The following is a 2,686-nucleotide window of genomic DNA, read 5'->3' on the forward strand; positions in this document are numbered from 1 at the left end:
CGACGTATTACTGCGCCCTTGGAAGCCGCTCCTTCGGAACGGCGGGATGATCTTCCAAAGCGTCGGCTTCGCCGACCCCGTTAATTACCCGGGTCGCGCTTCGCGCTCACCCCGGCTTTCCTGTCGGCTTCGCGCAGAACTGACAGGAAAGGTCTTCCGGAATGAAAAAGCCCTCGCGGCAGATCAGGGACGAAATCGCTCGGCTCCAGGAGCAGCTAAAGCAGGCTGAAACGCGGGAGGCCGAGCGCATCGGGCGCATCGCGCTGAAGGCCGGGATGGGAGAAATCGAGATCGAGGAAGGCGCGCTGCTGTCGGCCTTCGAGGAGATCGCCGGCCGGTTTCGCAAGGGCAGCGGCCGAACCGCAAAGGCGGCCGCGGCCGTCGCGTCTGGCGCGTCTTCGGGCGTGGCTGAACAGGGCTGAACGCATGCGCCGCTCCGATGCCACAAACGCCCGCAAGAAGGACACGCGGGAGAAGATCGAGCTCGGCGGCCTGATCGCCAAGGCCGGGCTGCGCTACGAGAAGCGTGCGCTGCTGCTGGGATTGCTGATCGATGCCGCCGACCGTCTCCGCGGCAACGAGGCAGAACGCGAGCGCCTGACGGCGATCGGCGCGAAGGCGTTCGGTCATGAGAGCAAGTAAGATCGCCCTGGCGATCACGCCGGCCGTGCTGATGGCAGGCTTGTGCCTCGTCTTCACCGGCATCGAAGCGTGGCTTTCGAAGTTCGGGACAACCCCGAACGCGCGGCTGGCGCTCGGCCGGATCGGCATCGCCCTGCCCTATCTCATGGCCGCGGCGATCGGCGTGGTCTTCCTGTTCGCGGCGGCTGGTGCGACGGCGATTCGCTCGGCCGGTTGGAGCGTCGTGTTCGGCGGCCTGCTTGTGGTCGCGATCGCCGCCTCGCGCGAGATCGTGCGTCTGCATTCCTTCGCCCATGCCCTGCCCGCTGGAGACCGGCTTGTCACTTACGCCGATCCCGCGACTGTCATCGGAGCGACCATCGCGGCGCTCGCCGTCGTGTTCGCTCTGCGCGTGGCCATGAGAGGCAATGGCGCCTTCGCCGCCGCTGAACCGCGCCGCATTCGGGGCCGGCGCGCCATCCATGGCGAGTCGGACTGGATGACGATGACCGAGGCTGCGCGGCTGTTCCCGGAGGCGGGTGGCATCGTGGTCGGGGAGCGCTATCGCGTCGATCGGGATGCGGTGGCCGACCAGTCCTTCCGCGCCGATGACGCCGAGGCATGGGGCGACGGCGGCAAGTCTGCTTTGCTCTGTTTCGATGCGTCCTTCGGCTCGTCGCACGGCATCGTGTTCGCCGGTTCCGGCGGCTTCAAGACAACATCCGTCACGGTGCCGACAGCGCTCAAATGGGGCAGCGGACTGGTCGTCCTCGACCCCTCTAACGAGGTCGCACCGATAGTCACGAGACACCGGCACGGGGCGGGTCGCCAGGTCTTCGTGCTCGACCCGCGCTCCTCGGCAATCGGCTTCAATGCGCTCGACTGGATCGGCCAGCACGGCGCAACAAAGGAAGAGGACATTGCCGCCGTCGCGTCATGGGTCATGACCGACAATCCGCGCCAGGGCTCGGCGCGGGACGACTTCTTTCGTGCCTCGGCGTTGCAGCTGCTGACGGCGCTAACCGCCGATGTCTGCCTGTCCGGTCATACGGAGAAGAAGGACCAGCACCTGCGCCAGGTCCGTGCCAATCTGTCCGAGCCGGAGCCGAAGCTGCGCCAGCGGCTTCAATCGATCTATGACAACTCGGAATCCGCCTTCGTGAAGGAGAATGTCGCGCCCTTCATCGCCATGACGCCGGAGACCTTTAGCGGCGTCTACGCCAACGCGGTGAAGGAAACCCACTGGCTCTCCTATGCCAACTACGCCGCGCTCGTATCCGGGTCGAGCTTCACGACGGCCGAGCTCGCGGAGGGCGGGACGGACGTCTTCATCAATCTCGACCTGAAGACACTGGAGAACCACGCCGGCCTCGCCCGCGTCATCATCGGCGCGCTGCTTAACGCCATCTACAATCGCAATGGCGAAGTGACCGGCCGCACGCTGTTCCTGCTTGATGAGGTCGCTCGCCTCGGGTACTTACGCATTCTCGAAACCGCGCGCGACGCGGGTCGTAAATACGGCATCACCCTGCTGATGCTCTACCAGTCGATCGGCCAGATGCGCGAGGCCTATGGCGGCCGTGATGCCACCAGCAAGTGGTTCGAGAGCGCGTCCTGGATCTCCTTCTCGGCGATCAACGATCCCGAGACGGCGGACTACATCTCCAAGCGCTGCGGTGACACGACGGTCGAGGTGGATCAGCTGAGCCGGTCCTCGCAGATGTCGGGTTCCTCCCGGACGCGGTCCAAGCAGCTCGCGCGCCGGGCGCTCATGCTGCCGCATGAGGTGCTACGTATGCGGACGGACGAGCAGATCATCTTCACCGCCGGCAATCCGCCGCTACGCTGCGGCCGCGCCATCTGGTTCCGGCGCACCGACATGCAGGCGTGCGTCGGCGAGAACAGGATCCCATCAGAGAAGCTGGGTGGGCACCCAGAACCTAGTACCCGGAATCAGAGCTGAGTGATACGGCGCCCTGTGAAGCGGCGTTGACGGACCTTTTTCTTGGTCCAGACGAAGGGCTCGGCTTTGTCGTTGTACGCGTTGACGTAGGCATCGATGTGT

3 protein-coding genes and 1 pseudogene are annotated in these 2,686 nt (G+C 65.3%); 3 read left to right on the forward strand and 1 reads right to left on the reverse strand.

Going from position 1 to position 2,686, the window contains the following annotated elements; genetic code table 11:
• The first annotated feature begins 161 nt into the window (after positions 1–161).
• The 3 genes from traC to traG are packed head-to-tail and all read left to right on the forward strand — an operon-like array spanning position 162 to position 2,584.
• Complete coding sequence (traC, locus tag ACZYOF_RS43290) at positions 162–422, forward strand: conjugal transfer protein TraC (RefSeq protein WP_463719536.1); 261 nt, start codon at positions 162–164, stop codon at positions 420–422.
• 4 nt (positions 423–426) lie between these two features.
• On the forward strand, positions 427–642 hold the full coding sequence (gene traD, locus ACZYOF_RS43295; RefSeq protein ID WP_130230503.1) for a type IV conjugative transfer system coupling protein TraD: 216 nt from the start codon (positions 427–429) through the stop codon (positions 640–642).
• Positions 629–2,584 carry a Ti-type conjugative transfer system protein TraG gene (traG, locus tag ACZYOF_RS43300; protein ID WP_463719537.1) on the forward strand — a complete coding sequence of 652 codons (1,956 nt, stop codon included), beginning with the start codon at positions 629–631 and terminating at the stop codon, positions 2,582–2,584. Before traD ends, traG begins: the two co-directional genes overlap by 14 nt.
• On the opposite strand, the pseudogene ACZYOF_RS43305 reads toward traG, so the two are convergent.
• Positions 2,575–2,686: pseudogene (locus tag ACZYOF_RS43305) on the reverse strand (IS630 family transposase); the annotation flags it as partial. The gene traG and the pseudogene ACZYOF_RS43305 overlap by 10 nt on opposite strands.

The sequence above is a fragment of the Bradyrhizobium sp. LeoA1Lang genome (genome assembly GCF_055413685.1).